The sequence below is a fragment of the Streptomyces sp. TP-A0874 genome, assembly GCF_001748085.1.
Classification (GTDB): Bacteria; Actinomycetota; Actinomycetes; order Streptomycetales; family Streptomycetaceae; genus Streptomyces.
The window spans coordinates 252,569-269,766 of record NZ_BBZK01000007.1; the positions used below are offsets into that span (position 1 = coordinate 252,569).

General features: G+C 71.9%; 14 protein-coding genes. 11 read left to right on the plus strand and 3 right to left on the minus strand.

The genetic code is table 11. The features are described from left to right. Positions 1-25 precede the first annotated feature (25 nt). The 4 genes from BGP73_RS13455 (at position 26) to pcrA (ending at position 5,115) form a co-directional block, all read left to right on the plus strand. Entirely contained in the window at positions 26-1,351 is a 1,326-nt protein-coding gene (locus BGP73_RS13455) for an ATP-binding protein (RefSeq protein WP_069814568.1), read from the plus strand. 101 nt (positions 1,352-1,452) lie between these two features. After that, positions 1,453-2,160 carry a LuxR C-terminal-related transcriptional regulator gene (locus tag BGP73_RS13460; protein ID WP_069814569.1) on the plus strand — a complete coding sequence of 236 codons (708 nt, stop codon included), beginning with the start codon at positions 1,453-1,455 and terminating at the stop codon, positions 2,158-2,160. 64 nt (positions 2,161-2,224) lie between these two features. Continuing rightward, complete coding sequence (locus BGP73_RS13465) at positions 2,225-2,578, plus strand: hypothetical protein (RefSeq protein WP_069814570.1); 354 nt, start codon at positions 2,225-2,227, stop codon at positions 2,576-2,578. Between the two features lie 92 nt (positions 2,579-2,670). Then, a complete protein-coding gene (gene pcrA, locus BGP73_RS13470; protein WP_069814571.1) occupies positions 2,671-5,115 on the plus strand; it encodes a DNA helicase PcrA in 2,445 nt (814 codons plus the stop codon). Positions 5,116-5,188: 73 nt separating this feature from the next. Here the strand turns inward: pcrA and BGP73_RS13475 are convergent, their stop codons facing one another. Next, complete coding sequence (locus BGP73_RS13475) at positions 5,189-7,111, minus strand: M23 family metallopeptidase (protein ID WP_069814572.1); 1,923 nt, start codon at positions 7,109-7,111, stop codon at positions 5,189-5,191. Positions 7,112-7,706: 595 nt separating this feature from the next. On the opposite strand from BGP73_RS13475, the gene BGP73_RS13480 reads away from it, so the two are divergent. Next, complete coding sequence (locus BGP73_RS13480) at positions 7,707-8,117, plus strand: cobalamin B12-binding domain-containing protein (protein ID WP_069814573.1); 411 nt, start codon at positions 7,707-7,709, stop codon at positions 8,115-8,117. A gap of 106 nt (positions 8,118-8,223) precedes the next feature. Here the strand turns inward: BGP73_RS13480 and BGP73_RS13485 are convergent, their stop codons facing one another. Together BGP73_RS13485 and BGP73_RS13490 are read right to left on the minus strand one after the other, a co-directional pair. Next, positions 8,224-9,123, minus strand: a complete 900-nt coding sequence (locus tag BGP73_RS13485; protein WP_079127496.1) for an ABC transporter permease — start codon at positions 9,121-9,123, stop codon at positions 8,224-8,226. Continuing rightward, the gene (locus tag BGP73_RS13490; RefSeq protein ID WP_079127497.1) at positions 9,120-10,163 is read right to left on the minus strand and encodes an ABC transporter ATP-binding protein; all 1,044 of its coding nucleotides are present in this window, start codon (positions 10,161-10,163) and stop codon (positions 9,120-9,122) included. Before BGP73_RS13490 ends, BGP73_RS13485 begins: the two co-directional genes overlap by 4 nt. Before the next feature lie 370 nt (positions 10,164-10,533). Between BGP73_RS13490 and BGP73_RS13495 the strand changes: the two genes are divergently transcribed. From BGP73_RS13495 to BGP73_RS13520, 6 genes are all read left to right on the plus strand, one after another. Further along, the gene (locus BGP73_RS13495; protein WP_069814574.1) at positions 10,534-11,541 is read left to right on the plus strand and encodes a pirin family protein; all 1,008 of its coding nucleotides are present in this window, start codon (positions 10,534-10,536) and stop codon (positions 11,539-11,541) included. A 664-nt stretch (positions 11,542-12,205) separates the two neighbouring features. After that, entirely contained in the window at positions 12,206-14,068 is a 1,863-nt protein-coding gene (locus BGP73_RS13500) for a phage tail sheath family protein (RefSeq protein WP_069814575.1), read from the plus strand. Continuing rightward, on the plus strand, positions 14,061-14,585 hold the full coding sequence (locus BGP73_RS13505; RefSeq protein ID WP_069814576.1) for a phage tail protein: 525 nt from the start codon (positions 14,061-14,063) through the stop codon (positions 14,583-14,585). The genes BGP73_RS13500 and BGP73_RS13505 overlap by 8 nt, the downstream gene beginning before the upstream one ends. Before the next feature lie 19 nt (positions 14,586-14,604). After that, positions 14,605-15,372, plus strand: a complete 768-nt coding sequence (locus tag BGP73_RS13510) for a hypothetical protein (RefSeq protein ID WP_069814577.1) — start codon at positions 14,605-14,607, stop codon at positions 15,370-15,372. Then, positions 15,365-16,138, plus strand: a complete 774-nt coding sequence (locus BGP73_RS13515; protein WP_069814578.1) for a hypothetical protein — start codon at positions 15,365-15,367, stop codon at positions 16,136-16,138. Before BGP73_RS13510 ends, BGP73_RS13515 begins: the two co-directional genes overlap by 8 nt. Continuing rightward, on the plus strand, positions 16,135-17,106 hold the full coding sequence (locus BGP73_RS13520; RefSeq protein ID WP_069814579.1) for a DUF4255 domain-containing protein: 972 nt from the start codon (positions 16,135-16,137) through the stop codon (positions 17,104-17,106). Before BGP73_RS13515 ends, BGP73_RS13520 begins: the two co-directional genes overlap by 4 nt. Positions 17,107-17,198 lie beyond the last annotated feature (92 nt).

The following is a 17,198-nucleotide window of genomic DNA, read 5'->3' on the forward strand; positions in this document are numbered from 1 at the left end:
CCCGCGGCCATGTGACGATCGGGGTATGACCGCCGCCCCGCCCCGCGCCGGCACGCCCCGCTCCGCCGTGCCCGAGCCTCCTCAGGAGTCCCCGGGCCGCCGGCTGTACCGGAGCGCCGAGGGCAGGCTCCTGGGCGGGGTCGCCCGCGGCCTCGCCGGGCATCTGGGGCTGCCGGTCTCCTGGGTGCGGATCATGTTCGTGGCGTTGTTCATGGTCGAGGGGCTGGGGGCGTTGCTGTACGCCGCCTTCTGGTTCGTGGTGCCGCTGGGGGTCGGCGGTGTCGACGCCCGCCGGGCCGCGCCCGAACCGCCGGCCGAGACCGGTGCCGACGGGCGCCGCCGACTCCTGGCCCGCAAGCCGGACCAAGGCCAACTGGTGGCGCTGCTGGCGCTGGTCGTGGGCACGGCGGTGTTCGTCGACAACCTCGAACTCGGCAGCCGCCGCACCCACGCCTACCTCTGGCCGGCGCTGCTGATCGGTGCCGGTGTGGCGCTGGTCTGGCGGCAGGCGGACAACACCCGCAGGGCGCACTGGGCCCAGGTGAGCCGGAGCAAGCGGGTGCTGCCGGTGGCGCGCACCGCGGCCGGTGTGGTGCTGGTCTGCGCCGGGGTGAGCGGCATCGTGGTGCTCCAGGGCTCGCTGCAGCACCTGGGCACCGTGCTCCAGGCCTCGCTCGCGGTGGTGGTGGGGATCGCGCTGCTGGCCGGCCCCTACCTGGTACGGATGATCCAGGACCTCTCCGAGGAACGGCTGATGCGCATCCGGGCGCAGGAACGAGCCGAGGTCGCGGCGCACGTCCACGACTCGGTGCTGCACACCCTGACCCTGATCCAGCGGAACGCCGACGACGCCCGGGAGGTGGCGCGGCTGGCTCGGGCGCAGGAGCGGGAGTTGCGCACCTGGCTGTACCGCCCGGAGGGCCGGGGCAAGGACGAGGACGAGCAGCCCGAGACCTTCGCCGAGGCGGTGAAGGCCACCGTGGCGGAGGTGGAGGACGCCCACGGGGTGCCGGTCGAGGTGGTCTGCGTGGGCGACTGCCAGCTCGACGAGAGGCTGGTGGCGCAGGTCCAGGCAGCGCGCGAGGCGATGGTCAACGCCGCCAAGTACGGTGGCGGGGGCGGCGCGGTGCAGGTCTTCGCCGAAGTCGACGGGGGTACGGCCTTCGTGTCCATACGGGACCGGGGCCCCGGTTTCGACCCGGAGGCGGTGCCCGAGGACCGGATGGGCGTCCGGGAGTCCATCATCGGAAGGATGCGGCGCCACGGCGGCACGGCCCGGATCCGCCCGGCGCCCGGCGGCGGCACCGAGGTGGAGCTGGAGATGGAGCGTGCCGGGAGTGCCGCGCCCTGACCGGGAGCACGGAGACGCCGAGCGGGCGCCAGAGCGGCCCGCCGGAGGACGGCGGCCACCGAACCGGTGGCGGCCGGGTGGAGACGAGGGACGGACAGGCGATGACCGAGGGCAGGCAGGACCCGAGCCAGGACGAGACGGCCGCCGGCGGCCGCCGGGCGCGGGTGGTGCTCGTGGACGACCACCGCATGTTCCGCACCGGGGTGCAGGCGGAGATCGGCCAGACCGAGAGCACCGGGGTGCGGGTCGTCGGCGAGGCCGCCGACGTGGACCAGGCCGTGACCGTCATCACCGCCACCCGACCGGAGGTCGTCCTGCTCGACGTCCACCTGCCCGGGGGCGGCGGGGTTGAGGTGCTGCGCCGCTGCGCCTCACTGATGACCGGCGACCAGCCGGTGCGGTTCCTGGCGCTGTCCGTCTCGGACGCGGCGGAGGACGTCATCGGCGTCATCCGCGGAGGTGCCCGGGGCTACGTGACCAAGACCATCACCGGCTCCGACCTGGTGGACGCGGTCTTCCGGGTCAAGGAGGGCGACGCGGTGTTCTCCCCCCGGCTCGCCGGTTTCGTGCTCGACGCCTTCGCCTCCACCGACGCCCCGCCGGTCGACGAGGACCTGGACCGGCTGACCCAGCGGGAGCGCGAGGTGCTCCGCCTGATCGCGCGCGGCTACGCCTACAAGGAGATCGCCAAGCAGCTGTTCATCTCGGTGAAGACGGTGGAGAGCCATGTCTCGGCGGTGCTGCGAAAGCTCCAGCTGTCCAACCGGCACGAGCTGACCCGCTGGGCGACCGCGCGCCGGCTGGTCTGAGCCCGGCCGGGCGGGGGCGCACCTGCCCGGAACGGGGCGGGAGGCACGGGCTAGGGTCACGGGCATGGACGTACTCATCCATGTCTTCGTGGCCCTGCACATCATCGGTATCGCGGCGCTGCTCGGCGGCTTCCTCACCCAGCTGAAGGCGCTGGCCGCGGGGACGGCCCGGTTCGTCCCGGCGATGCTGCACGGTGCGCTGACCATGCTGGTCACCGGGGTGGCTCTGGTGGGCCTGGACGAGGCCGACGGCCGGACGGTGAACCACGTCAAGATCGGCGTGAAGTTGGCGGTGCTGGTGGTGATCCTGGCCCTGGTCTACGTCAAGCGGGACGAGGAGCGGGTCGACAAGGCCGCCTTCGGCGCGGTGGGCCTGCTCACCGTCGCCAACATCTTCATCGCCCTGCTCTGGACCTGAGCCCAGGTCGCGCCACCGCCGCCCGGCGGACGCCGACGGCTCCGTGGAGCGCCTGCCGGGCACCGGCACCGGGTCGTTAGACTCGGTGGGCGATGAGCAGCCTTTTCGATGACGGTTTCCTGGCGGACCTCGGGCCTGCGGACGAGCCGCCGCCCCCGGAGGAGCACGGTCCGGAGGAGGTCCCCGACGACCTCTTCGAGGGCCGCTTCGACGGCTCCGCCCCCTACGAGGCGTACTACCGGGACGGCGCCCCCCGGCCCGTGATCGACCCCGCCGCGCTGCTGGAGGGGTTGAACGACCGGCAGCGGGCCGCGGTCGTGCACACCGGCTCCCCGCTGCTCATCGTCGCCGGCGCCGGTTCGGGCAAGACCCGGGTGCTCACCCACCGGATCGCCCACCTGCTCGGCGCCCGCGGGGTGCACCCCGGCTCGGTCCTGGCGATCACCTTCACCAACAAGGCGGCCGGGGAGATGAAGGAGCGGGTCGAGGAGCTGGTCGGCCCCCGCGCCGGGGCCATGTGGGTCTCGACCTTCCACAGCGCCTGCGTCCGGATCCTGCGGCGGGAGAGCAAGCACCTCGGCTTCACCTCCAGCTTCTCCATCTACGACGCGGCCGACTCCAAGCGGCTGATGGCGCTGGTCTGCCGCGATCTCGACCTGGACCCCAAGCGCTTCCCGCCGAAGTCCTTCACCGCGAAGGTGTCGAACCTCAAGAACGAGCTGATCGACGAGGAGACCTTCGCCGCGCAGGCCGCCGCGGGCGGCTCCGAGGCCGGCGGCGGGTTCGACCGGACCCTCGCCGAGGCCTACTCGATGTACCAGTCCCGGCTGCGCGAGGCCAACGCCCTGGACTTCGACGACATCATCATGACCACCGTCAACCTGCTCCAGGCCTTCCCGGACATCGCCCAGCACTACCGCCGGCGCTTCCGGCACGTCCTGGTCGACGAGTACCAGGACACCAACCACGCCCAGTACACGCTGGTCAGGGAGCTGGTGGGAGCGGGCGAGGAGCGGGCCGAGCTGTGCGTGGTCGGCGACGCCGACCAGTCGATCTACGCCTTCCGCGGCGCCACCATCCGCAACATCCTCCAGTTCGAGGAGGACTACCCGGACGCCACCACCATCCTGCTGGAGCAGAACTACCGCTCCACCCAGACGATCCTCAGCGCCGCCAACGCCGTCATCGAGCGGAACGAGAACCGCCGGCCGAAGAACCTGTGGACGGAGGCCGGCGCCGGTTCCACGATCACCGGCTACGTGGCCGACACCGAACACGACGAGGCGCAGTTCGTCGCCGAGGAGATCGACCGGCTGGGCGACGCAGGGCAGGCCCGCGCCGGGGACATCGCCGTCTTCTACCGGACCAACGCGCAGTCCCGGGTCTTCGAAGAGGTCTTCATCCGCGTCGGACTGCCGTACAAGGTCGTCGGCGGGGTGCGCTTCTACGAGCGCAGGGAGGTCCGGGACGTCCTGGCCTACCTGCGCGTCCTGTCCAACCCCGAGGACAGTGTGCCGCTGCGCCGCATCCTCAACGTGCCCAAGCGCGGTATCGGAGAGCGGGCGGAGGCGATGCTGGACGCGCTCTCCCAGCGGGAGAAGATCACCTTCCCGCAGGCGCTGCGCCGGGTCGACGAGGCCTACGGCATGGCGGCGCGCTCGGCCAACGCGGTCAAGCGGTTCAACGCGCTGATGGAGGAGTTGCGGACGGTGGTGGAGTCGGGGGCCGGCCCGGCGACCGTGCTGGAGGCGGTGCTGGAGCGCACCGGCTACCTCGCCGAGCTGCAGTCCTCCGACGACCCGCAGGACGAGACCCGGGTGGAGAACCTCCAGGAACTGGCGGCGGTGGCGCTCGAGTACGAGCAGGACCGCGGCGAGGACGAACCGGGCACCCTCGCCGACTTCCTGGAACAGGTTGCGCTGGTCGCCGACTCCGACCAGATCCCCGAGGACGCCGGAGGCGAGGACGACCCGGGCGTCATCACCCTGATGACCCTGCACACCGCCAAGGGGCTGGAGTTCCCGGTGGTCTTCCTGACCGGCATGGAGGACGGCGTCTTCCCGCACCAGCGCGCCCTGGGGCAGACCAAGGAGCTGGAGGAGGAGCGGCGGCTGGCGTACGTCGGCATCACCCGCGCCCGGGAGCGGCTCTACCTCACCCGTGCCTCCCTGCGCAGCGCCTGGGGACAGCCCTCGTACAACCCGCCCTCGCGTTTCCTGGAGGAGATCCCGGACGCTTACGTGGACTGGCGCCGAACCGGCCAGACCGGACCGGCGGCGGGCGGTTGGGGAACGACCTCCGCCGCGCTGTCCACCAGCCGCTCCAAGGCCGGGCCGAGCGGGTTCGCGACCCGCAAGGCCCAGGAACGGCCGGTGGTGAGCCTGCTGCCCGGAGACCGGGTCACCCACGACCAGTTCGGGCTCGGCACCGTGGTCTCGGTCAGCGGCGGCGGCCAGAACGCCAAGGCGACGATCGACTTCGGCGGTGAGAAGCCCAAGGTGCTGCTGCTCCGCTACGCGCCGGTGGAGAAGCTCTGAGGGATCCGCGCCAGGCCGGTGTCCGAGCAGAGGTGGCGATGCCCGCCGCGCGGTGCCGCGGCGGGCGGTGGCCTCAGGTCGGTTCCAGGCCGTGGCTGCGGAGCCAGGCCAGCGGGTCGATGGCGGCGCCGCCGCCGGGGTGCACCTCGAAGTGCAGGTGCGGACCGGTGGAGTTGCCGGAACTCCCCGAGTAGGCGATGACGTCGCCGGCCTTCACCGAACCGGACCGGATCTTGGTGCTGCTGAGATGGCAGTACCAGGTCTCGGTACCGTCCGGAGAGGTGACGATGGCCATGTTGCCGTAGGACGGGTGGTACTGGGTGCGGACGGTGCCGTCGGTGGCGGCCATCACCTGGGTGCCGTAGTTGACCGGGAAGTCGATCCCGGTGTGCACGGACATCCAGTTGACGCCGGCCTGCCCGTAGGTGGCGCTCAGTCCGTGCTGGGCGACCGGGAGCCAGAACTTCGGGCGGAGCGCCTCCTTGCGGGCGGCCTCGGCAGCCTTGCGCTTCCGTTCCTCCGCCTGCCGCTCCCTCAGGTCGATGCGCTTCTGCGCCCGGCTGGCCCGCTCTCCGAAGTCACCGGCGTCCTCGGCGACCGTTGCCAGCTGGGTGTCCAGCCTGCTGTTGGCGGCCTTCACCTCGGCGGCGTTGTCAGCGGTGGCCTGTACCTTGCTCGAGTCGTCCTTCTCGTTGCCGGCTCCGCTCACGGAGGCGGCCGCGATGCCCGCCACACCCATCACGGCGACGGACGGCACGGCGACGGTGAGGAGCGCTGAGCGCTTGGCGGGGGAGCGGCGCCTGCCACGGCCGGCGCCGCGGGGGGAGACGACGGAGTGCGAGAGGGTCGAGGACGGCTCGGTGCCATCGCTGTCAGCGAGGTCGGAGGAGGGGTTGGCGAAGTAGGCGGCGGCGGAGTTCCGCCGCTCGGCGGACTCGTGGTCCTGGTACGCCGCTTCCGGATCGTCTTCTTCGGCTCCCTCGTGACGGCCGCTGTCCGGGGCATGGTCCAGGCCGTGGCTCTGCTGAGGCGGGATGAACTCGGCTCCGTAGCCGGTGCGGTAGCCGGTTTCCGCGTCGGGGCCGGGTACGGCCCCGGGCTCCGGCTCGAATCCCTCGGCGGAGCCGCTGGGGGCGGCCATCTCGGGCTGTGCCTCGAAGACGGCCGTGGGATCCGGTTCGGCCGCCGGGTCCTGCCGGGCGGATCGGCCGGTGGGCGTGGCCCACTCGGTGGTGTCGTACTGCGCGGTGGTGTCGTACTGCGCGGTGCTTTCGAACCCGCTGCCGCCGTACTGAGCCGTGGCGTCGAACCCGGCGTGGGTGTGTTCGGCTCCCGTGGCCTCGTACTGCCCCGCCGTCTGCCAGTCGGAGCCCTCGTACGGGCTCTGGGCGGTGCCGTACGGATCCGCCGTCCCCCAGCCGGTGGTGTCCCACTGACCGGTCTGGTCCGCTCCGGCCTGCTCCGGGTAGCCCAGCCAGGCCTGCTGCTCGGCCCCGGCCCACAGCGTCTGGTCGTATCCGCCGGTGTCCTGTGCCCCTGTGCCGTAGCCGTGCTGGACGTAGCCGGCGACCTCATGGGCCGGCTGCGGGAAGTCCTGGCCGCCCAAGGGGTCGAAGCCCGTGCCCCACCCGGTGGTGGGCTGCTGGCCGTCCATGCCTTGCCCGAGCGTGCCGTAGCCCGCGGTGCCGTAGCCGGTGGTGTCGTAGCCCTGGCCGAGGTGGTCGGTGCCGGTTCCGGCGGGCATCTGGCCGAAGAGCGGATCGCCGACTCCGTAGGCGGTGGCCAGGTTGTCGTAACCGCTGGTCTCGTAGCCGCCGGCGGAGTAGCCGCCGTGGTCCTGGTGACCGTATGGCGCCGTCTGCTGGTCGTAGGCCCCGTAGCCGCCGTACACGTCATAGCCGGCGTACTGGCCGCCGTACTGGGAATGCTGACCGTATGAGGCGTCAGTAGCGGGGTCCGCCGGGGTGGGGGTCCCGGACGGATGACGGTCGTTCACCACCAACTTCTCTTTCGCCTCGACAGCAGGAGAATTAGCGGCGACTGTACCCGGCGGTACACGCGGCCGACAATCTACGGCTCGTTTTACCGCCCGCCGAGAACGGGCATTTGGCTGCCTATCGGCGGAGTGCGGACGAGGGTTTGACTTTGCGTTCGATCGGTGTTCGAAGGTGTGGGTTGTTGTCGTGGCCCCCATCGACGCGCGGTGACGGTCGCGGCGCGCCGCCTCACTGTCCGAAGCGTCCGAACGCCTCCGGATATGTAACGCCTCTCCGTCGCTGACGCCGCGCGCTTCCAGGGACACCGTGCTCTCTCCACAGTGCGGTGCGCTTTCCGCCGCGGAACCCGCGCGGGACCGGCGGGGCCGCTGCCGTGTCCCGACGTACCGTCCGCCTCGCGCGTCTTCCGAGGAGAGGCCCGTCAGGTGTCGGCGGCCGTGGTGGGCCACCGCCGCCCCGTGTGATTTCCCCCTCTGTGGCACCGGGTATCTGCCGGGTGCGGAAGGAGGGAGATAACGTTCGTTCACCGCCCTTGGCCGCCTCCGGCGGCGCGGGGCCCCAGACCGGTGGCGGCAGTCGTACATGGAGGCAGTGATGGGTGTGTCGGGTCCGATCCGCGTCGTGGTGGCCAAGCCGGGGCTCGACGGCCATGACCGCGGGGTCAAGGTCATCGCCCGGGCGCTGCGCGACGCCGGCATGGAGGTCATCTACACCGGCCTCCACCAGACTCCCGAGCAGATCGTCGACACCGCGATCCAGGAGGACGCCGACGCGGTCGGCCTCTCCATCCTCTCCGGTGCCCACAACACGCTGTTCGCGGCGGTGCTGGAACTCCTGAAGGAACGGGAGGCCGAGGACATCAAGGTCTTCGGCGGCGGCATCATCCCCGACGAGGACATCGCCCCGCTCAAGCACCTCGGGGTGGCCGAGATCTTCACCCCCGGGACGCCGACCAGCGCCGTCGTCGACTGGGTGCGGGCCAACGTGCGGCAGCTCGCCGCCTGAGGTCGCCGTCGATCCGCTGCCCGGCCCGGCCCCGCCCCCTCCCGGGATCGCTGCGGGGCGGGAAGGCTGCGGAAGACGACGGCCGACGCACTCCGCTCCGGAGCCTTCAGGAGCGCACCCGGTGGCGGAAGTTCCGTAGGCCCAGGCCGAGGAAGAGCACGCAGAAGGCCAGCAGTACCGGGTAGACGACGTACAGCGGCAGATGGGAGAGGTCGGTGAAGCCGGCCCGCATACCCTCGCTGATGTAGATCAGCGGGTTGGCCAGGACGAGCACCTGGAGCCAGTGGAACCCGCCGATGTGCACGGAGGAGAGCTTGGTCCACTGGTAGTAGGTGCCGCCGAGGAAGACGATCGGCAGTACCACGAACCCGAACATGACGCCGATGTTGCGGGGGTTGAACGTCGTGCCGAGCAGCAGGCCCAGCGAGGTCATGGCGATGCAGGCCAGCGGGATCAGGGTCACCACGATCCACCAGTGGATGCTCAGCTTCGGCTCCACCCCGGAGGCGTGCACCACGGAGGCGATCGGCAGCACGATCACGGCCGAGATCAGGCCCTGGGTCGCGCCGGACAGCACCCGGGCCAGCGCCACCAGCCAGATGGGGCAGGGGGCCTGCACCCGGTCCTCGATCTCCCGGGTGTAGCCGAACTCCTGGGACATCTGGATGGCCACCGACTGGATCCCCTGGAACATGATGGCGACCGAGACCACCCCCGGCACCAGCACGGTGGCGAACGCCGACTCCCCGGCCTTGCCGCCGCCGGAGCCGATGCCCTGCCCGATGGTGGGGAAGACGTAGAGGAAGACGAAGACCAGCAGGAACGGCTGCATGAGGGTGCGCCCGACGAACTCGCCGAAGTTCTTCTTCAGCACCGTGAGGTCCCGGCGGACGAGGGCGGCCAGCGCGATCCGGCTGGCCGCCGCAGCGGACCGCGCCGGCACCACGCTGGTACGCCGCTCCCGCGGGACGGCGCTGGGCGTCGAGGCCCCTGATGCGGTCGTCACTCCCGCAGCTCCTTTCCGGTGAGGTTGATGAAGACCGTCTCCAGCGTGCTCTCGGTGAGGGAGAGGTCGACGAGGTCGAAGCCGCCCGACTCGGCGCTGGTCACCACCCGGGGCAGCAGCCGGTTGTTCCCCTTGACCTGGAGCTCGACGCCCCCGTCCACCTGGCGGGTGCGCACCACGTCGGTGACGTCGCGGCGCAGGCGCTGCTCCAGTTCCTCCGGGTCGCCGTTGGTCGCGACCGTGACGATGGTGTCCGCGCCCAGGCTCTGCTTGAGCGTGGTGGGTGTGCCCAGGGCGAGGATCCGGCCGTGGTCGATGATCGCCACCCGGTCGCAGAGCCGGTCGGCCTCCTCCATGTTGTGGGTGGTCAGCAGGATGGTCTGGCCGCTCGCGGTCAGCCGGTCGAGCATCTCCCAGAGCGCCAGCCGGCTCTGCGGGTCCAGACCGGCCGTCGGTTCGTCCAGGAAGAGCACCGCGGGGCGGTGGAAGACCGCGCGGGCCACCATCAGGCGCTGGGCCATTCCGCCGGAGAGGTCGAAGACCGAGGCGTCCTTCCAGCGGGAGAGCCGGAACTTCTCCAGGAGTTCGTCGGCCCGCTCCCGGGAGGGGCGGCGCGGCACCCCGAACAGGAGCCCGTGGAAGTAGAGGTTCTCCCAGACGGTGAGCGAGCGGTCCAGGGTGTTCTGCTGGGTGACGACCGAGATGACCTGCTTGACCAGGGTGGACTGGTCGATCACGTCGATGTCGCCGATGCGTGCGGAGCCCGAGGTGGGCACCACCCGGGTGGTCAGCATCCCGACCGTGGTGGTCTTCCCCGCGCCGTTGGGGCCGAGCAGCCCGAACAGCTCGCCCTGGCGAACTTCGAGGTCGACGCCGTCCACGGCGGCGGAGTCCGCCCGGGGGTAGACCTTCGTCAGCCCGTCCGCCCGGATGACGGTCTGGGCCTGCTCGGGATCGGAGTTCCCCCGCTGTTCGGCGCGGGCTCCGCGGACCCCCGGGGTGGCGCGCGATGGGACACCGTCGGATCCGGGTGTCGCCATCAGATCTCCTAGCATCTCCTAGCAAGGGGGCCACCGGTTCCGCCGGTGTGGACGTCGCTTGTGAAGACTGCTCTGACCGCGGCGCCGCCGGCCGGACCCGGCTTTCCGGCGACCGGTCGCATGGTGCGCGGCGCCGTGCCCGCGGTCCGTCTGTCCGCCCATCGTCCGGCCGGTCCACGGGCCCCGCAACTCGCGGTGGGCCCAACGACTGCCTCGTTGATCGTGGGCGGCCGGGGCACGGGTGTCGAGCGCCGGTGAGCAGGGGCGGCCGCGCAGTGTGGGATCCTTCGTCGCTCGGTCGCAGGTCCTATCATCGGCCTCATAGATGTTGAAATTGAAACATTCCTTTGTCGAGTGGGAGGGCACAGCGGTGAGCAACACGGAGACGCACCCCGCCGAGCTGCGGTGCGGTTCGGCCGAGGACGAAGCGCCCGCCGCCGGTGTGGAGGTCCTCACCGCCCGGAACGTCCCGCTCGGCGGCCCGCGGGCGATGAGGGTGCGGCGCACCCTGCCCCAGCGGGCCCGGACGATGATCGGTGCCTGGTGCTTCGCCGACCACTACGGCCCCGACGATGTCGCCGCGACGGGTGGGATGGACGTCGCCCCGCACCCGCACATCGGCCTGCAGACGGTCAGCTGGCTGTTCACCGGAGAGATCGAGCACCGCGACAGCCTGGGCAGTCACGCCTTCGTCCGGCCGGGGGAGCTCAACCTCATGACGGGTGGCCGCGGTATCAGCCACTCCGAGGTGTCCACTCCAGACACCACGGTGCTGCACGGCGTTCAGCTCTGGGTGGTGCTCCCCGCGGAGCACCGCGACACCGCCCCGGACTTCCGGCACCATGTGCCCGGCCGGGTGGCCCTGGACGGCGGGGAGGTCCGTGTCTTCCTCGGCTCGCTGGCCGGGGAAACCTCGCCGGTCCGCACCTTCACGCCCCTACTGGGCGCCGAGGTGGCCGTGGCGCCCGGTGGCACCGTGGTCCTCGACGTCGATCCCGGCTTCGAACACGGAGTCCTCGTCGACAGCGGTGACGTACGCGTCGACGGCACACCGGTACGGCCGGCCGAACTGGGCTACCTCGCCCCGGGGCGAGGGGCGCTCACCCTGGCCAACGGTGCGAGCGAGCCCGCACGCCTGGTGCTGCTGGGCGGACCTCCCTTCGAGGAGGAGATCATCATGTGGTGGAACTTCATCGGGCGCACCCACGAGGAGATCGTCCGCGCCCGGGAGGACTGGCAGAGCGCGGCGGAGCGCTTCGGCCGGGTCGAGGGCTATGAGGGAGACCGCCTCCCGGCGCCGATCCTCCCGGGCGTCACCCTGTCTCCCCGGGCAAACCCCCCGGCTGGCATCGGCCGGGACGGGCGGAGTCCCCGCTGACGTCGACACGGGCGGTGCTCCGGTAGCCGAGCGGGAAGTGCGCCGGCGGGTCCGCGTCGGCCGAGCCGGGGGTGTCGTGGGCGTGCTGGAACCCGTTCGTCCGGACCAGGGCCGCCTCGACTCCATGGCCGGATCGGGGCGAGGGGCGGCCTCCGGGGTGGGCGGCCGGCCGGCTGCCGGTGGTACCCGCGCTGGGCCCCACCGGGGCTTTCGGCCAACGTGGCGAGTGCGCGTGCCGGGGGTCGCGACGGGACAAACCTTGTCGGAAGCGATGCCGGCAAAGGGGCGCGCCGGAAGGTTCACTCATACGGCTTGTTTATGGTGGGCCACCCGTTGATCGAAATCGATGCCTGCGGAATTCCGTGCTTGAAAGGCCAGAGCAAACCTTTATTCGCGCGTAGATGATATTACCTGGATCGCTGCATTCCGGATAACCGGAATGACTTGTTCTTCTCCTTGACCGGTGCTTGTGAATGCCGTGACACTCACATAGGCACTCATGCATCAGGAGTCGCAAGCCGCTGGCTTGACCATGCGAACCGATCACGTGTGGCGTGTGCGACGGGGGGACGGACGGCATGTGCGGGCGCTGTGCTGCTCGTACACGATTTCTTCACCCCCTTTCTCGTCATCATCTCTTGGTGCTCGATGGGAATGGAGGGGAATGCCGGTGCACACGGGCTATCCCGGCGTATACATCGAAGAACTTTCCAGCAGCGTCCGCACCATCTCCGCCGTCAGCACCTCGGTCACCGCGTTCGTGGGGCACACCCGCCGCGGCCCGCTCAACCGGCCGGTGCGGATCACCAGCTTCGCCGACTTCGAACGCCGCTTCGGCGGCCTCACCTCGCAGAGCGCGGTCGCCTACGCCGTGCACCAGTTCTTCGGCAACGGCGGCACGGTGGCCGTCGTGGTGCGGGTCGCGGCGGCCGGCACCGGCGAGGAGGCCAGCACCACGCTGGAATCGCGGGACGGGCACAGCGCCTGCCCCGTCCTGGCGGTGCACGCCAAGGAGCCCGGCCTCTGGGGCTCCCGACTCCGCCTGGTGGTGGACTACGACACCCGTGCGCCGGACGAGACCTTCAACCTCCGGGTGATGGACGCCCGGGGCGGCACCCGGGAGGCCTTCACCGAGCTTTCCATGGACCCCGGCCACGGTCGCCACGTCGAGACGGTGGTCAACTCCGGCTCCTCCCTGGTGCGCGCGTCCGTGGTCGGAGAGGGGCGTCCCGACCCCTCGGGCACGGTCTCCAGACCGTTCACCGGGGAACTGCCCGAGCTGGCCGTCGACTTGACGGTGAAGATCGGCGATGTGGAGCGGGAGTTCCGGCTCCACGACCCCGACCGGGACGGCGAACCGCCCACCACCGTCACCGAACTCGCGCTCCTGCTGGAGCGCAAGCTGCGCGCCCTGCCCGACGCGCCGGGCAAGCGGGCCTTCGCCGGCGCCCAGGTCATCGCCTTCGGCCGCCGGCTCCAGGTGGTGGCCGGCTCCACCGACCCGGAGGACGTCGTCCGCTTCGTCGGCGAGTGCGCCAACGACCTCGGCCTCGAAGGCACCGTCAACCCACCGGTATTCGGGCTCGACGGCGGTGTGGACGGCGACCCGCCCGGCCCGCGCGACATCGTCGGCGAGGAGGCCGGCAAGACCGGCCTGCAGGCGCTCCGCGACGTCGACGGCGTCAACCTGCTGGTGCTGCCGGAGGTGGCGGGCTACGAGTCGACCGAGGACATGGTCACCGTGCTCGCGGCGGCGCAGGCCCTCTGCCGGGAGCGGCGGATCTTCCTGATCGCCGACGCCCCCGGCGCCTGGGGCAACGTCGACCGCGCCCGGGCCGGCCTGGGGGCCTTCGAGGCGGTGCGCGGCAACCACGCGGCGATGTACTTCCCCCACCTGGAGATGGTCGACCCGCTCACCGGTCGGCTGCGCTCCTTCCCGCCCTCCGGCGCCGTCGCCGGGGTCTACGCCCGTACCGACGCCGAGCGCGGGGTGTGGAAGGCGCCGGCCGGCACCGAGGCGAAGCTCGCCGGGGTCCGGTCGCTGAGCGTCCGGCTCACCGACCGGGAGAACGCCCTGCTGGGACCGCTCGGACTCAACTGCCTGCGGACCTTCCCCGTCGTCGGCCCGGTCAGCTGGGGCGCGCGCACCCTGCAGGGCGCCGACGCGCTGAACAGCGAATGGAAGTACGTGCCGGTCCGGCGGCTGGCGCTGCACGTCGAGGAGAGCCTCCACCGCGGCCTGCAGTGGGTCGTCTTCGAGCCCAACAACGAGCAGCTGTGGCAGCAGATCCGACTGGACGCCTCGGCCTATCTGAACACGCTCTTCCGGCAGGGCGCCTTCAAGGGCAGCACACCGCGCGAGGCGTACTTCGTGAAGTGCGACAAGGACACCACCACCGACGAGGACATCGATCAGGGCGTGGTGAACGTGCTGATCGGAATCGCGCCGGTGAAACCCGCCGAGTTCGTCGTGGTCAGGATCCAGCAGATGGCCGGACAGTTCGATGTTGAGGAATCCCATGGCTGAATTCACGGTAAACGCCCAGCGCTTCGACCCGTACAAGAACTTCAAGTTCTTGGTGCTGTGGGGAGGGCGCACGGTCGCGGGCATCAGCAAGATCAGCCCGTTGAAGCGGACCACCGAAGTCGTCAAACACCGGCACGGCGGCGACCCGAGCTCGCCCCGCAAGTCTCCCGGCCGCTCCGAATTCGAGGGCATCACCCTCGAACGCGGGGTCACCCACGACCCGGAATTCGACCGCTGGGCCAACAAGGTGTGGCAGGTCGGGGCCGGACTGGGCGCCGAGGTCTCGCTCGCGGACTTCCGCAAGGACATCGTGATCCAGGTGCTCAACGAGGCCGGTCAGGTCGCGGTCTCGCACAAGCTCTACCGCACCTGGGTGAGCGAGTACCAGGCGCTGGGGGAACTGGACGCCAACGCCAACGCCGTGGCCATCCAGAGCCTCAAGCTCGAGTGCGAGGGCTGGGAGCGCGACTACGAGGTACCGGAACCCGTCGAGCCCTCGTTCACCCACCCGGCCTGAGTGGCGGTGGGGGCGGCCGATGACGAACACGGGACCCGCGCAGTTGCTCACCGTCTGGGAGGCGGGGCTGGGGCGCCCCGGGGCGGACCGCGCCCTCCTGCTGCACCGCGCGGCCCGACCCGGGGCCGCCGACGGCGAACTGCTGTCGGTGCAGGTCGGCGAGCGGGAGGCGGACCTCTACGGGCTGCGCCGCACGCTCTTCGGCGAGCGCATGGAGGTGCGGGTCGAGTGCGGAGCCTGCGGTGAGCCCGTCGAGTTCGACCTGAGCACCGACGAGCTGGCCGGACAGCGGGCCGGGCGGACTTCCGGAGGGCATGAGCGGCTGCGGGTGACCGAGGGCGAGTGGGCGGTCGAGTTCCGCCTGCCGACCGTCGCCGACCTGGACGCGGTCGCCGGGGCAGGGGTCGACAGCTCCGCGCCCGACGCCCGCCGGCTGCTGCTGGCCCGCTGCCTCCTCTCCGCCGCACGCGCGGGGGAGCCCGCCCCGGTGGAGCGGCTGCCCGGCGTACTACCGGAAGCGGTCCTGCGACGGATCTCCGAGACCGCCGAACGAGCCGACCCCACCGCCGAGGTGACGCTCAAGATCGCCTGCCCGGAGTGCGGGGAGACGACCCCCGCCGAACTCGACATCACCTCCTACCTGTGGACCGAACTCGACGCCTGGGCACGGGACCTGCTGCTCGACGTCCATCTGCTCGCCGGTGCGTACGGCTGGAGCGAGCCGGAGATCCTGGCGCTCAGCCCGCTGCGGCGCCGCTACTACCTGGAGCTGTGTGCGGATGTCTGACTACTTCGACCGGCTGCTGGCCAGGCACGCCCCGCCGACGGGCCACACGGCGACCGGTGTGGGCAACCCCGGTGGCACCGGACAGCCGGCGGGCGCTCCGGTGCGGGTCCGGCCCCGTCTGCCCGGGCCGTTCGAACGTGTCGAGTCGCTGCGGCCCGGTCCCGAGGAGGCACCGGCTGCCGGCCCCGCTCGGCAGGCCGCGCCCCCTCCCGCCGCGCAGCCGGCGGAACGGGCGCGGCGGGAGCGGGAGATCCGCACCGAACACCACACCACCACCCGCGAACCGGTCCCACGCGGTACCGAACCCGAGCGTCCCGCCGTTCCCGCCCGCGCCGCACCACCGCCCCGGACCGACGACCGTCGCGGCCCGGCGCCCCGCTCCGCGGGTGCCCGGCCCCGGCAGACCGGCCGTCGAGCGACTCCACCGGCCGCCGCACCACCGGCCGCCGCCGACCGGCCGCCGGCGGCAGCCGCCGCACCGCCGCCGATCAGACCTTCCCCGCAGGCCGTCGCGGAGCTGCGGCCCGGCCGTCCGGAGGGCTCGGCGGCCCGCGAGGCGGCCCGGGCGGCCGGGGGCCGACGCCGGTCAGCCGGTGTGGAACGCACCGTGCACGTCCAGATCGGGCGACTGGAGGTGAGCGCCGGGGCAACGCCGCGCGGGGCGTCCACGGCCCCGGCCGGAGCGGAGCGGCCCGGGCGCCGCCCGCCGGAGCTGAGCCTGGCGGACTACCTGTCCGGCGGCGGTGGGGAGGGGGTGAGGGGATGAGCAACGCACTGGCCATCGCGACCGTCACCCAGGCGCTCGCCCTGCTCATCGAGAACAGCCTGCGGCCGGAGATCGACATGCAGGTCTCGGTCAAGACCCAGCGCCCGCCCGCCGAGGCCCCGGACGACCCGACCATCACCGTCTTCCTCTACCAGGTCACCCCCAACGCCGCCCGCGGCGCCAACGACCTGCCGACCCGGGCCGCCGACGGGACCCTGCTGAGGCGCCCGGCGGCAGCCCTCGACCTGCACTTCCTCATCAGCGCCTACGGGGAGGAGAGCGAACTCGTCGGCCAGCGCCTGATCGGCTGCGTGGTGCGCGCCCTGCACGAGGTGCCGGTGCTGCCGAAGGCGTTGATCGAGGAGGCCGTCGAACGTCCCCACCTGGCCGGCAGCGATCTCGCCGGGGCCGTCGACCGGGTGCGGTTCACACCGACCCGGATGGACATCGACGAAACCTCAAAGCTCTGGGGGATGCTCCACCAGACGCCGTACGCCCTGTCGGTCGTCTACCAGGCGGCGCTCGTCCTGGTCGACGGCCGGGAACGGCCGGCCCCTGCCGAGCCCGTGCGGCGGCTCACCGTGGGAGCGGCCCCCTTCGGCGCTCCCGGTGCCCCGGAGCGGCCCGGTCGGCCCCTGGGGGACCCGGACCGCGCCGGGACGGGGGCGGAGGCAGCCCCCTCCGCGGAGCCGCGGCCCGCCGCGGACACCTCGAAACCCTCCCCCAGCGCGTCCGCCGGATCGTCCGGCGGCTCCGCCGCGAAGGCGGCGACGGGGACCGCCCCCAAGTCCGGGGGGCGGAGCACGGCGCGGGCGGGCGCGGCGAAGCGCACCTCGGCAAAGCCCGCCACCGCGTCCACCCGCCGGCGCCGATCCGGTGCGACGCCCCCGGCGGCGAGGAAGACCGGCGATCCCTCCCCGCGCACCCCCGGGAAGTCCGGCGGTCACTCCGGCGACGAGGGGAGCTGACAGACGGTGGCGTCCAGGGCGGAAGACCGTCGGACGGGCGGCGAGGAGACTCCCCGGAGCGGTACCGGGCGGAGCGGTGCGCGGCACGGTGC

Excerpts from the sequence above, each read along its gene's own strand:
- BGP73_RS13480 (WP_069814573.1), top strand. The coding sequence starts at position 7,707 with ATGGGTGTGTCGGGTCCGATCCGCGTCGTGGTGGCCAAGCCGGGGCTC.
- BGP73_RS13460 (WP_069814569.1), top strand. The coding sequence starts at position 1,453 with ATGACCGAGGGCAGGCAGGACCCGAGCCAGGACGAGACGGCCGCCGGC.
- BGP73_RS13515 (WP_069814578.1), top strand. The coding sequence starts at position 15,365 with ATGTCTGACTACTTCGACCGGCTGCTGGCCAGGCACGCCCCGCCGACG.
- BGP73_RS13465 (WP_069814570.1), top strand. The coding sequence starts at position 2,225 with ATGGACGTACTCATCCATGTCTTCGTGGCCCTGCACATCATCGGTATC.
- BGP73_RS13505 (WP_069814576.1), top strand. The coding sequence starts at position 14,061 with ATGGCTGAATTCACGGTAAACGCCCAGCGCTTCGACCCGTACAAGAAC.
- BGP73_RS13490 (WP_079127497.1), bottom strand. The coding sequence starts at position 10,163 with ATGGCGACACCCGGATCCGACGGTGTCCCATCGCGCGCCACCCCGGGG.
- BGP73_RS13510 (WP_069814577.1), top strand. The coding sequence starts at position 14,605 with ATGACGAACACGGGACCCGCGCAGTTGCTCACCGTCTGGGAGGCGGGG.
- BGP73_RS13520 (WP_069814579.1), top strand. The coding sequence starts at position 16,135 with ATGAGCAACGCACTGGCCATCGCGACCGTCACCCAGGCGCTCGCCCTG.
- pcrA (WP_069814571.1), top strand. The coding sequence starts at position 2,671 with ATGAGCAGCCTTTTCGATGACGGTTTCCTGGCGGACCTCGGGCCTGCG.
- BGP73_RS13500 (WP_069814575.1), top strand. The coding sequence starts at position 12,206 with ATGCCGGTGCACACGGGCTATCCCGGCGTATACATCGAAGAACTTTCC.
- BGP73_RS13455 (WP_069814568.1), top strand. The coding sequence starts at position 26 with ATGACCGCCGCCCCGCCCCGCGCCGGCACGCCCCGCTCCGCCGTGCCC.